The 11,129-nt window shown below is 75.1% G+C and carries 10 protein-coding genes and 1 pseudogene; 7 read left to right on the forward strand and 4 right to left on the reverse strand.

Features of this window, described 5'->3' with window-relative positions:
- Positions 1 to 7: 7 nt before the first annotated feature.
- Both ACFYUZ_RS04135 and ACFYUZ_RS04140 read left to right on the forward strand, forming a co-directional pair.
- Positions 8 to 709, forward strand: coding sequence for a GntR family transcriptional regulator (locus tag ACFYUZ_RS04135; protein WP_389306066.1), 702 nt, complete (start codon positions 8 to 10; stop codon positions 707 to 709).
- Positions 710 to 762: 53 nt separating this feature from the next.
- Positions 763 to 1,779, forward strand: coding sequence for a 1-aminocyclopropane-1-carboxylate deaminase (locus ACFYUZ_RS04140; RefSeq protein ID WP_389306068.1), 1,017 nt, complete (start codon positions 763 to 765; stop codon positions 1,777 to 1,779).
- A gap of 16 nt (positions 1,780 to 1,795) precedes the next feature.
- Here ACFYUZ_RS04140 and ACFYUZ_RS04145 read toward each other — a convergent pair whose 3' ends face one another.
- Together ACFYUZ_RS04145 and ACFYUZ_RS04150 are read right to left on the reverse strand one after the other, a co-directional pair.
- Positions 1,796 to 3,028: a TerD family protein gene (locus tag ACFYUZ_RS04145; RefSeq protein WP_389306280.1), complete on the reverse strand. Its 1,233-nt coding sequence runs from the start codon at positions 3,026 to 3,028 to the stop codon at positions 1,796 to 1,798.
- A 45-nt stretch (positions 3,029 to 3,073) separates the two neighbouring features.
- Positions 3,074 to 3,313 (reverse strand): hypothetical protein, encoded by a 240-nt coding sequence (locus ACFYUZ_RS04150; protein ID WP_389306070.1) that lies wholly within the window; start codon positions 3,311 to 3,313, stop codon positions 3,074 to 3,076.
- Positions 3,314 to 3,368: 55 nt separating this feature from the next.
- Between ACFYUZ_RS04150 and ACFYUZ_RS04155 the strand changes: the two genes are divergently transcribed.
- Positions 3,369 to 4,373: an AraC family transcriptional regulator gene (locus ACFYUZ_RS04155; RefSeq protein ID WP_389306072.1), complete on the forward strand. Its 1,005-nt coding sequence runs from the start codon at positions 3,369 to 3,371 to the stop codon at positions 4,371 to 4,373.
- Between the two features lie 281 nt (positions 4,374 to 4,654).
- Here the strand turns inward: ACFYUZ_RS04155 and ACFYUZ_RS04160 are convergent, their stop codons facing one another.
- The gene (locus ACFYUZ_RS04160; RefSeq protein ID WP_389306074.1) at positions 4,655 to 5,464 is read right to left on the reverse strand and encodes an NAD-dependent epimerase/dehydratase family protein; all 810 of its coding nucleotides are present in this window, start codon (positions 5,462 to 5,464) and stop codon (positions 4,655 to 4,657) included.
- A 215-nt stretch (positions 5,465 to 5,679) separates the two neighbouring features.
- Between ACFYUZ_RS04160 and ACFYUZ_RS04165 the strand changes: the two genes are divergently transcribed.
- Together ACFYUZ_RS04165 and ACFYUZ_RS04170 are read left to right on the forward strand one after the other, a co-directional pair.
- Positions 5,680 to 6,612 carry a 5-dehydro-4-deoxyglucarate dehydratase gene (locus ACFYUZ_RS04165; RefSeq protein ID WP_389306076.1) on the forward strand — a complete coding sequence of 311 codons (933 nt, stop codon included), beginning with the start codon at positions 5,680 to 5,682 and terminating at the stop codon, positions 6,610 to 6,612.
- Between the two features lie 66 nt (positions 6,613 to 6,678).
- Positions 6,679 to 7,434 (forward strand): annotated as a pseudogene (locus ACFYUZ_RS04170) (hypothetical protein); the annotation flags it as partial.
- Positions 7,435 to 7,494: 60 nt separating this feature from the next.
- Here ACFYUZ_RS04170 and ACFYUZ_RS04175 read toward each other — a convergent pair.
- Positions 7,495 to 8,199: a GntR family transcriptional regulator gene (locus ACFYUZ_RS04175; protein ID WP_389306078.1), complete on the reverse strand. Its 705-nt coding sequence runs from the start codon at positions 8,197 to 8,199 to the stop codon at positions 7,495 to 7,497.
- A gap of 200 nt (positions 8,200 to 8,399) precedes the next feature.
- On the opposite strand from ACFYUZ_RS04175, the gene ACFYUZ_RS04180 reads away from it, so the two are divergent.
- Together ACFYUZ_RS04180 and ACFYUZ_RS04185 are read left to right on the forward strand one after the other, a co-directional pair.
- Entirely contained in the window at positions 8,400 to 9,641 is a 1,242-nt protein-coding gene (locus tag ACFYUZ_RS04180) for an amidohydrolase (RefSeq protein WP_389306080.1), read from the forward strand.
- The gene (locus ACFYUZ_RS04185; protein ID WP_389306082.1) at positions 9,638 to 11,104 is read left to right on the forward strand and encodes an APC family permease; all 1,467 of its coding nucleotides are present in this window, start codon (positions 9,638 to 9,640) and stop codon (positions 11,102 to 11,104) included. Before ACFYUZ_RS04180 ends, ACFYUZ_RS04185 begins: the two co-directional genes overlap by 4 nt.
- Positions 11,105 to 11,129: the final 25 nt, after the last annotated feature.

The following is an 11,129-nucleotide window of genomic DNA, read 5'->3' on the forward strand; positions in this document are numbered from 1 at the left end:
GCAGTCCATGGACGCACTGCGGCCCGTGGGCCGGACCCTGCTGCGTGACCGGGCGTACGAGGCGCTGCGCGAGGCCATCGTCCGCGGCGACCTCGCGCCCGGCGCCTCGCTGAAGGACGCCGATCTCGCCGAACGGCTGGGGCTCTCGCGCGCACCCGTGCGCGAGGCCCTGGCCCGGCTCGGAGCCGAGGGGCTCGTCGAGTCCAAGCCGCAGAGCTACACCCGGGTCACCCGGCCGGTCAGCCGGGTCGTCCGGGACGCCGCCTCGGTGGTGCGGGTGATGCACGAGCTCACCGCCAGGACCGGGGTGCCGCTGCTCGGCCCCGAGGGCATCCGGACCATGCGCGAGGCCAACGAGCGCTTCGCGGCGGCCGTCCGCGCCTCCGACGTGGAGGCCGCCCTGAACGCCGACGACGAACTCCACCAGGTCCTCGTCGTCGCGAGCGGAAACCACGCCGCCGCCGCCACGATCGCGCGGTACACCCCCCTGATCCGCCGCGTCGAGCGGCGGCTCTTCGGCGACGCCGGGAGCTGCGGATCGGCCGAACTGCACGCCCGGCTCATCGAGGCGTGCGCGGCGGGTGACGCGGAGGAGGCGGTGCGGGTCACCACGGAGATCTGGGCCGCGCTCGAACAGCTCGCGGACGACGCCATCGAGGTGGCCGAGGTGACCGGCATCCCCGCGCCCGCGGAGCCCTCGGCCCGGTAGGGCCACAGCGCGTCCAGGACCGCCGACCGTCGTCGCATTCACCGGGAGCCGCTTTGCCGATCACCGACTTCGACCGCTACCCGCTCCTCTTCGGGCCCTCCCCGGTCCACCCCCTCGAACGGCTGACGCACCACCTCGGCGGCGCCGCCCTCTGGGCCAAGCGCGAGGACTGCAACTCCGGCGTGGCGTACGGCGGGAACAAGACCCGCAAGCTGGAGTACCTGGTCGCCGACGCGCTCGCCCAGGGCTGCGACACCCTCGTCTCCATCGGCGGGGTCCAGTCCAACCACACCCGCCAGGTCGCCGCCGTCGCCGCCCGCGCCGGACTCCGGTGCGTCCTCGTCCAGGAGAGCTGGGTCGACTGGCCCGACTCCGTCTACGACAAGGTCGGCAACATCCTGGTCAGCCGCCTCGCGGGCGCGGACGTGCGCCTGGTGAGGGCCGGCTTCGGCATCGGCTTCAAGGAGAGCTGGGAGCAGGCCCTGCGCGAGGTCGAGGAGGGCGGGGGGAAGCCGTACGCGATCCCGGCGGGCGCCTCCGACCACCGCCTCGGCGGTCTCGGCTTCGCGAACTGGGCCTACGAGGTGGCCGAGCAGGAGCGCGAGCTCGGCGTCTTCTTCGACACGGTCGTCGTCTGCTCGGTGACCGGCTCCACCCAGGCCGGCATGGTCGCGGGCTTCGCCGCGCTCGTCGAGGAGGGCGGTCCCGCCCGGCGGGTCATCGGGATCGACGCCTCCGCGAAGCCCGTGCCGACGCACGAGCAGATCACCCGGATCGCCCGGAACACCGCCGCCCTCATCGGCGTGGAGCGCGAGGTGACGGCGGCCGACGTCGAGCTGGACGAGCGCTACCACGCCGGGGTGTACGGCATCCCGGACGAGGCCACCCTCGACGCGATGCGGCTCGCCGCCCGCACCGAGGGCATGGTCACCGACCCCGTCTACGAGGGGAAGTCGATGGCGGGTCTGGTCGACCTGGTGGACCGGGGAGAGATCGGCCGGGACTCGACCGTGCTCTACGCCCACCTCGGCGGCCAGCCCGCCCTCAACGCCTACAGCGCGCTGTTCTGAGAGGGGGTCCGGCCGCTCAGAGCGCCTGGGCGGCCGGCTTCACCATGCCCCGGACGGTCCGCGACTTCACGAACTCGCCCATCGCCGTCATCTCCCACTCGCCGGAGAACTGCTTGATCAGCTTGGCCATCATCACGCCGGTCTGCGGCTCGGCGGAGGTCAGGTCGAAGCGGACCAGCTCCTCGCCCGTCGTCCCGTCGATGAGCCGGCAGTAGGCCTTGGCGACCTCGGTGAACTTCTGGCCCGAGAAGGAGTTGACCGTGAAGACCAGGCCGGTGGCGTCGGCCGGGAGGCGGCCGAGGTCGACGGTGATCACCTCGTCGTCGCCCGCGCCCTCGCCGGTCAGGTTGTCGCCGGAGTGCTTGACCGAGCCGCCCAGGATGGTCAGCTTGCCGAAGTAGCAGCTGTCCAGGTGGTTGCGCTGCGGGCCGTACGCGATGACGGAGGCGTCCAGGTCGATGTCCTTGCCCCGGTAGGCGGGCTCCCAGCCGAGGCCCATCTTGACCTGGGAGAGCAGCGGGCGGCCGCCCTTGACCAGGGACACCGTCTGGTTCTTCTGGAGGCTGACCCGGCCCTTGTCGAGGTTGATCTTGCCGGTGGAGACGGGGGCGGCGGCCGGGGCGGCGGCCGCGACGCGCGGGTCCACCGGCGCGGCGGGCGGCGCGGGCGGCACCGGCGGGGCGGCCGGGGCCGGGGCGGCGGGCGCCGGGGCGACCGGGGCCGCGGCGGCGGGCGCCGGGGCCTGGGCGGCGGGCTCGTCGTCCACCGAGACGCCGAAGTCGGTCGCGATGCCGGCCAGCCCGTTCGCGTACCCCTGGCCCACCGCGCGGGCCTTCCAGGCGCCGTTGCGCAGATAGATCTCGACGACCACCAGCGCCGTCTCCGTGGCCAGCCGCGGCGGCGTGAACGTGGCGATCACGGCGCCGTCGTCCGCGTTCCGGATGGTGGCCGTCGGCTCGATGCCCTGGAAGGTCTGGCCCGCGGCGTCCGGGCTCGCCGTGACGACGATCCGCTCGATGCCGGCCGGGAGGGCGCCGGTGTCCACCAGGATCGCGTCGGGCGCGGTCCCGCCGCCGGAGCGGTAGGTGACACCGGGCCCGGCCGGCTGGTTGTAGAAGATGAAGTCGTCGTCCGAGCGCACCTTGCCGTTGGCGCCGAGCAGCAGGCCCGAGACGTCGAGCCGCACGGGGGCGGCCACGTCCACCGCCACGCGCGCGGCGGTGAGAGGGATGTTCGAGCCGGGGGTCATAGCGGTCATGCCAGGGGTAACGATCCGGCCCCCTTTGCCGTTCCCTTACCGGCGGCCCGTTCGGCCACTCCGGTTACGCGGGTGGTCCCTGGCCTGCCGTTCGTTGCCGAAGCGGTACGAGCCCGTCCAGCGGGCCATCACCAGCTGGGCGTCACCCGTCTCCACCTCCGCGAGGAACTTCTCGGCGCGCCCGCCGCGCAGCACGCCGGCGGCGCGTCCCTGGTGGGTGAGGACGACGGAGCCGTCGCGGCGCCGCTCGTAGGAGAATCCATGGGGTCGTGGCATGCCGGGCATCCTGCCGTTCCCGGTCAGATCCGTCATATGAATATTCTTTCGGTCCATGGGAGCTGTGGGGACCGCGGGCGGCGCGGGCGTGACGGGCGGGAACTCGTTCCGGACGGAGGACGTGGACGAGGCACGTGAGGAGCTCGACGCGCGCTACTACGCGAACCGCATGGCCGTCGTCGACGGGGAGCGGCGCCCCTTCGCGGCCCGCTTCGACACCGTGTCGCTCGGACCGCTGGTCATCGGCGACCTCAGCTGCGGCGCCGATGTGCGGATGAGCTTCGGCGAGCTCGGCGCGTACCACCTCAACGCGCCGCTGAGCGGGACGATGGAGATGCGCCAGGGCGGCAGCTCCCGGATCGTCGCGACGCCCGCCGAGGCGCTGCTCCTCGACCCGGCCGGGGACACCTTCCTCGACCGCTGGAGCGGGGACTGCCGGACCCTGTCCGTGAAGATCGGCGCGGCCGAACTGCGCGACCGCCTCGAACAGCTGACGGGCCGGTCGCCGCGCGGCCCGCTCGTCTTCGCGCCCCGCCTGGACATCACCCGGGGCCCCGGCCTGAGCTGGGTCCGCTTCGCCCGCCAGGTCGCCGCCGAGGCGCTCGCCGGGGAGGGGCTCGCCACGCACGAGCTGGTCGCCAGACCCCTGCAGGAGGCGCTGCTGAACGGCCTGCTGCTGGCCGCCGAGCACCCGTGGCGGGAGGTGCTCGCCCACCCGGCGGAGGCGCGGCGGCCGGCCCCGGTCAAGCGCGCCATGGACGCGGTGCGGGAGCGTCCCGAGCATCCGTTCACGACCACCGAACTCGCCGCCCTGGGCCGCGTCAGCGTGCGGCGCCTGCAGGAGTCCTTCCGGGAGTACGTGGGGATGTCGCCGATGGCGTACGTGCGGGAGGTCCGGCTCGACCGGGTCCGCGAGGAGCTGCGGGCGGCCGCGGCGGACGAGGTGAGCGTGAGCGAGGTGGCCTGGCGCTGGGGCTTCGCCCATCAGGGCCGGTTCGCGGCCCGCTACCGGGAGAGGTTCGGCGAGACGCCGTCCCGGACGCTCCGCGCGGGCCGCTGAGGGGGGAACGCGGGCCGCTGAGGGGGGAAGGGGGCGCGTCCACGCGCGCGCGTGCTCCCGGTGCACCGGCCCGCCGCGCAATCCGGACAGGTGCCGCGTTCAGCGGCTCGCGATGATCTTCGGCCGGGCCTACGGTGAACTGGTCAGGTGCGTCGGCGCACCGACGCCCGGGTCCCGGCCGGTCTCCCCCGTATCAGTCCGGCCGGGTCCCGTGTGGCCCCCCAGGGTACGGCCGGGTCCGGCGTGCCCCCGGTCGACGCGTCCGGGCCCGCGTGCCCCGGTCAGTGCGGCCAGCGGGGCGGGTCCGCGCAGAAGTGGCCGCCCACGTAGAGGTCGTCGGGACTGCCCTCGGCCGGGAGGCCCTTCTCGGCGAGGACCTTCTCCGCGTAGACCTCCGAGTCGTCCTCCGGCGCGTAGCCGAGCGCCCGGGCCGTGGAGAGGTCCCACCACGCGCGCGTGTTGGCGGACGAGCCGTACACGACCGTGTGGGCCACGTCCTCGGCGGTGAGCGCCGCGTGCAGGAGACGGGCGCAGTCGGCGGGGCTGAGCCACATCGACAGCATCCGCACCGAGGTGGGCTCGGGGAAGCAGGAGCCGATGCGCAGGGAGACGGTCTCGATCCCGTGCAGGTCCCAGTAGAGCTGGGCCAGGTCCTCGCCGAAGCACTTGGAGAGGCCGTAGAAGGTGTCGGGCCGGTGCGGGACGTCGACCGGGAGCGGCGGCTCGCCCTCGCGCGGGCGCCGGGTGAAGCCGACCGCGTGGTTGCTGGAGGCGAAGACCACGCGCCGGACGCCCTCCTCGCGGGCGGCCTCGTAGAGGTGGTGGGCGCCGGCGATGTTGGCGGCCATGATCTTCTCGAAGTCGGCCTCCAGGGAGATGCCCGCCAGGTGCACGATCGCGTCGACGCCCCGGACCGCCTCGCGCAGCGCCGCGCGGTCCGCGAGGTCGGCGACGACCGCGTCCGGCGCCCCCGGCACGGGAGCGACGTCCAGGAGGCGGAGCTCGTAGCCGTACGGGGGCAGCAGCTCCCGCATCAGCGTGCCGACGCCCCCGGCGGCGCCGGTGAGCAGGACGGTGCGGGGTGCGGTCATGGAGCGGGTCTCCTCCGTCGAGTGGCATGCACGTGAGCGGCATTCACAACCGTGGACACGCTAGGGAGGCGCCCGACGGGGCGTCAAGATCCTTGACCGAGCCGCACAATCGCCTTGACCGGCCGATCGGCACTGCTCTAGCGTGCGTCAGGTCAGCGTTCATGTATATGGATGAAAATCATGATTGTGTACGACGGACTCGCCTGGGAGCGCCCGTGACCCCTGCCCCGCTCGCCGGCCGCCTCGACGGCCTGCTGTTCTTCCCCGTCACCGCCTTCGCACCCGACGGCTCCGTCGACCTCGCCGCCTTCCGCGCCCACGTCCGCGCCGGAGTCGACGCCGGTGCCGCGGCCGTGTTCGCCTGCTGCGGCACCGGAGAGTTCCACGCCCTCACCCCCGAGGAGTTCCGGGACTGCGTCGCCGCCGCCGTCGAGGAGGCCGCGGGCCGCGTCCCCGTCGTCGCCGGCGCCGGCTACGGCACCGCGCTCGCCGTCCACTACGCGCGCCTCGCCGAGGAGGCCGGCGCCGACGGACTCCTCGTCATGCCCCCCTACCTCGTCGTCCCCGACCAGGCCGGACTGCTCCGCCACTACACCGAACTCGCCGCCGCCACCCCGCTCGACGTCATCGTCTACCAGCGGGACAACGCGGTCCTCACCCCCGACACCGCCGTCGCCCTCGCCCGCACCGACGGCGTCATCGGCCTCAAGGACGGCCTCGGCGACCTCGGCCTCATGCAGCGGATCGTCAGCGCCGTCCGCTCCGAGGGCCTCGACCTGCTCTACTTCAACGGCCTGCCGACCGCCGAACTCACCGGCGCCGCCTACCGGGGCATCGGCGTCACCCTCTACTCCTCCGCCGTCTTCTGCTTCGCCCCCGACCTCGCCCTCGCCTACCACCGCGCCCTCGCCTCCGGCGACGACGCCACCCTGGACCTGCTCGTCGACGGCTTCTACCGCCCCCTGGCCGAACTCCGCGCCCAGGGCCGGGGATACGCCGTCTCGCTCGTCAAGGCGGCCGTGCGCAGGAGCGGTCTGGACGTGGGCGAGGTGCGGCCGCCGCTGAGCGAGCCCGCGCCCGAGCACGTCGACGCGCTCATGCTGCTCGTCGAGCGCGGCCGGGCCCTCCTCGAAAAGGCCGGGGCGTGAGGAGCGGAGCCTCTTCCGAGGAGGCCGGCGCATGAGGGCCGGATCCTTTCCCGAGGGGGCCGGCGCATGAGGGCCGGGGCCTTCCTCTACCCCTGAGACGTCGACGGCGACCCCGCCGCGCCCGGGCTCCTCGCCGAGCTCGGCCTCGCGCAGGTCACCCTGGCCGCCGCCTGCCACTCCACCCGGGCGCTGAGCCCCCGTCACCCCGTCCACCGGATCGTCACCGCCGAGCACGCCGCCGTGCTCCACCCGCCGGACCCCGGGCGCTGGGCGGGCCGCGCCCTCCGCCCGTGCCCCGCGGGGGAGTGGGCGCCCGGCGACGCCCACGGACGGGCCGCCGAGGCCCTCGCCGCGAGCGGCCTGGAGCCCGTCTGGGCCGGCGCGGGACCGGCGGGCGGGCTCGGCGGCCTGGAGGCCCCCGCCCTCGCCTGGCGCGCGCGGACCGCCCGCGCCTTCCAGGAGGCCGCCGTCGCCGCCGTCCGCGCCGCCGCCCCGCCCGGCTTCCGCGTCCTGCTGCACGCCGACCCCGACCCGTACCGCTGCGGCGCCGACGCCGGCACGGACCCGGCCCACGTCCTGAACCTCGCGGACGGCGTCGTCGCCCGCCCGCCGAAGCCCGCCGACTTCGCGGAGCACGCCCGCCCGGGGACCGTCCTGGCCGCCAACCTCTCCGTGGTCGGCGGCATGGGGGGGCGCCCCGGGCACCTGGCCCGGGACGCCGAGCAGGCGCGCGACGCGGGCGCGACCGAACTGCGCCTCCACCACGCCGGACTGGCCTCGGACCAGGACCTGGCCGCCGTCCGGACGGCGCTGCGGAAGCTGGGCCGGGCCGTGTCCGGGAAGTGGCGCCGTCCGCCCGAAGGGCAGGACCCGCCTTTCGGATCAGGCCGGGCCCGCGGCGTCCGGCAGCGCCGCGAGGAGGCGCTGTGCCGAGGCGCGGGTGTCGGCCACGTGGGCCCGGGCCAGGGCCTCCGCGCCGTCCTCGTCGCGGTCGCGGACCGCCTCGTAGAGCCGCTCGTGCGCCCCGCACATCGGCTCGCCGTCCGCCTGGGCCGAGGTGAGCCGGAAGAGGCGGCGCAGCCGGGAGTCGAGCGGGGCCATCAGGTCCACCAGGAGCGGGTTCCCGGAGAGTTCGACGAGGTGGCGGTGGAAGTCGGCGTTGAGCGAGACGGCCTCGCGCAGCCGCCCGGACTCCGCCGCCCTCCGCGCCCGCGCCAGGAGCCGCTCCAGGTCCCGCAGCCCGGCGGGGGTCGCGTGCCGGGCGGCGAGCCGCGCGGCCAGGCCCTCCAGGTTCTCCCGCACGTCGAAGAGGTGCTCGGCGTCCCGCGGGCCGAACGCGGCCACCACCGAGCCCCGGCGCGGCTGCACCGAGAGGAAGCCCTCCGACTCCAGGCGCTGCATCGCCTCGCGCACCGGCACCCGGGAGACCCGCAGCTCGTCGGCGATCTCCCGCTCCACGAGCCGCAGCCCCGCCGGGTAGTCGCCCTCGATGATCCGCTCGCGCAGCTCCACGTACACCCGCTCCCGCAGGGACGGATGGGTGTCCCCGATGGCGGTGCTGCGGGCGGCGGGGCGGGGGGTGGTCATCGGGAGGGCTCCAGTCGGGGGGTGTGGAGACGGTGCTTCCCCGATCTTCGCAGACCGGTCCGGGAAGGCCCCGAAGTGAGGGGCCCCACACCATTGCCTGGTATTCGGTATACCAGTTACCTTGGCGCCGCGCCGCGTTCACCAGGGGCATCGCGGCGCGCGCCCCCTGCGACCCGTACGTACTTCGCGAAGGAGACACCATGAGCGAGGCCTCCGCCCCGCCCGGTCCCACCGCCCTCATCGGGGCCACCCTCCCCGACGGCCGCACCGCCGACGTCCACCTCCGGGAGGGCCGGGTGAGCGCCGTCGAGCCGCACGTCCCGGGCCGCCCCACCCCGCCCGGCGCGCTCCACCTCGGCGGCGCGCTGCTGCTGCCCGCCCTCGTCGACGGCCACGCGCACCTCGACAAGACCCTCCTCGGCGCCCCCTGGCGCCCGCACCGGGCCACCGCCACGCTCCAGGAGCAGATCGCCGCCGAGCGCGACTCCCGCCACGCCGAGGAGGTGCCCGTCGCCGAACGGGCCGCCGCCCTCGCCCGCCGCATGGTCTCCCTCGGCACCGGACACGTCCGCTCCCACGTCGACGTCGACCCCGACACCGGCCTCGACCACCTGCACGCCCTCCTCGACGTCCGCGAGGAGTTCCGCGACCGGCTCGGCATCCAGCTCGTCGCCTTCCCGCAGTCCGGGGTCGTCGCCGCCCCCGGCGTCGCAGGCCTCCTCGACGCCGCGCTCGCCGACGGCGCCGACCTCGTCGGCGGCCTCGACCCCGTGGGCTTCGACGGCGACGCCGCCGGCCAGCTCGACATCGTCTTCGGCCTCGCCGAGCGCCACGGCAAGGGCGTCGACCTGCACCTCCACGACGGCGGCGAGACCGGCACCGCCCAGCTGCGGGACATCGCCGCCCGCACCGCCGCCCTCGGCCTCGGCGGCAAGGTCGCCGTCAGTCACGCCTACGCCCTCGGCGACGTCGACGACACCGAACTCGACCGCACCGCCACCGCCCTCGCCGCCGCCGGGGTCGCGATCATGACCAACGGCCCGAGCGGCCCCGTCCCGCCCGTCCTCCGGCTGCGCGAGCACGGCGTCCGCGTCTTCGCGGGCTCCGACAACATCCGCGACACCTGGTGGCCCTACGGCACCGCCGACATGCTCGAACGCGCCACGATCATCGGCCTCAGGACCGGTCTCATGACCGACCCCGAACTGTCCGTCGCCGCCTCCCTCGTCACCGACGAGGCCGCCGCCGCCCTGGGCCTCACCGACCACGGCCTCGCACCCGGCTCCCGCGCCGACCTCGTCGCCGTCGCCGCGGGCTCCGTCCCCGAGGCCGTCGCCGCCCACCCCCGCCGGCTCCTCGTGCTGCACGCCGGAAACGTCGTCGGCCCCTTCTCCGACGACACCCATCCCACGTTCGTCCCGCCCGCCGGAGGAGCCGCGTGAGCACCGACAACCCTCCCCGCACGGCTTCGACGACCCCCGGGGCGGCCCGGCTCGCCGCCGGCCGGATCGGCACCTTCGACCTCGTCTTCTTCGTCGTGGCCGCCGCCGCGCCGCTCACCGTCCTCGCCGGCGTCGCCCCCTTCGCCATCGGCATCGGCGGCCCCGGCGCCCCGCTCGCCTACCTCGTCTCCGGCGCCCTGCTGGCCCTCTTCGCCGCCGGGTTCACCGCGATGAGCCTGCACGTCCGCAACGCCGGGGCCTTCTACGCGTACGTCGCCCGCGGCCTCGGCCGCACCCTCGGCGTCGGCACCGCCTACGTCGCCGTCGTCTCGTACAACCTCGTCACCCCCGGAGTCGCCGCCGCCTTCGGCTACTTCGCCGCCGGATCGGTCCGCGACGCCACCGGCGCCGACGTGCCCTGGTGGCTGCTCTCCGGGCTCTGCGTCCTCGCCGTCGGCGTGCTCGGCTGGCTGAAGGTCACGCTCAGCGCCAAGGTCCTCGGCATCGCGCTGGTCCTGGAGGTCCTCTCGCTCGTCGTCATGGACGGCGGCATCCTCGGCGAGCGCGGCACCGCGGCCCTCGACACCGCGTCCTTCGCGCCCTCCACGCTCGCCGCAGGCGGCGTCGCGGGCATGTTCGTCCTGGTCGTCGGCGCCTTCACCGGCTTCGAAGCCACCGCGATCTTCGCCGAGGAGGTGCGCGAACCGCACAGGACCGTGCCCCGCGCCACCTTCATCGCGATCGGCTTCCTCGCCGTCTTCTACTCCCTCGGCTGCTGGCTGATCATGGGCGCCTTCGGCACCGACGAGGCCGTGGAGCTGGCCCGTGCGGCCGACGGCCCCGAACTCACCTTCCGGGCCGCCGAGCTGTACGCGGGGCCCTGGCTGGCGGACGCCATGCACGGCCTCATCGTCGTCAGCGCCTTCGCCGCCACCCTCGCCTTCCACAACGCCGGAGCCCGCTACCTGTACGCCCTCGGCCGCGAGGGCCTGCTGCCCCGCCGCCTCGGCGCGGTCTCCGGGAAGCACGGCTCGCCCGGCGGCGCCGTCGTCGCCCAGACCGGCTTCAACCTGGCCGTCGTCGGGGTCGGGGCGCTCCTCGCCGCCGACCCGTACGGCGAGGTCTTCCTGTGGACCAACAGCGTCGGCGTCCTCGGCATCATGGGCATGCAGGCCCTCGCGGCGCTCGCCGTCTGGGCCTACTTCCGCCGCGACCGGATGGGCCTCCCGGCCGCCCGGGTCGTCTGGGCACCGCTGATCTCCTGCGCCGGCCTCGCCCTGCTCACCGTGCTCGCCGTGGTCCACTTCGACCTGCTCACCGGCCGCACCGGCGCCGTGAACACGGCCCTCCTGGTGCCGCTTCCGGTGGTCCTCGCGGCCGGTCTGCTCGTGGCCCTGCGCATCCGGCGCACCGACCCCGAGCGGTACGCCTCGCTCACGACGGTGGACGTGGAGCGGGACTGAGGGCGGGTACGGGGGGCGGGGTCCG

The organism is Streptomyces sp. NPDC004266 (assembly GCF_042874095.1).
Classification (GTDB): Bacteria; Actinomycetota; Actinomycetes; order Streptomycetales; family Streptomycetaceae; genus Streptomyces.